Origin of the sequence: Dermacoccus sp. PE3, from assembly GCF_001021715.1 — a bacterium.
Classification (GTDB): domain Bacteria; phylum Actinomycetota; class Actinomycetes; order Actinomycetales; family Dermatophilaceae; genus Dermacoccus; species Dermacoccus abyssi.
The window spans coordinates 1-545 of sequence record NZ_LDCM01000014.1; the positions used below are offsets into that span (position 1 = coordinate 1).

Sequence of the window (545 nt, forward strand, 5' to 3'; positions counted from 1 at the left end):
TCACTCCGCATTCAACCTGCCCTACGGCACCAGCAAGGGCGCGTTGGATCGTCTCGTGACGGCAGCATCGATCGAACTTGCATCGCTCGGTGTGCGCGCGAACGCAATCAATCCAGGACCGATCGATACAGGCTGGATGGACTCACAGACTCGCGACCACCTCACAGCCATGACCCCGGCTGGACGCCTCGGCAACCCCGAAGACACGGCTAACCTCGTCGCATTCCTCCTGTCTGAGCAGGGTGGCTGGGTTACCGGTCAAGTGCTACATAGCAATGGCGGCTTCGGAGTGGTCTAGTGAGCAGTGCGAAAACGGTGGGTTGAGCCACCGGCTCGCCTAGGTGGTGCAGAACTCTTCGTTTGAGCCACACCCCCACTCGCGGCGAGTGTGCATGCCCAGCAACCATCCCAGATGCACGCCACGGCTTGGGGTGGATGGTGCACAAACCTTCGTTTGAGCTACACCTGTCGGACGGCTTCGATGATGACACCGAGGAAGCCCGGTAGCACGGACAGGACGACCACAGCATCCTATCCGCCGGCAT

Annotated in this window: 1 protein-coding gene; it reads left to right on the forward strand. The window is 60.9% G+C overall.

All coding sequences use genetic code 11. The features are described 5' to 3' along the window. Positions 1 to 298 (forward strand): SDR family oxidoreductase (locus tag AA983_RS15325; protein ID WP_156170484.1); only part of this gene is annotated, 298 nt, incomplete at its 5' end. Between the last annotated feature and the right edge of the window lie 247 nt (positions 299 to 545).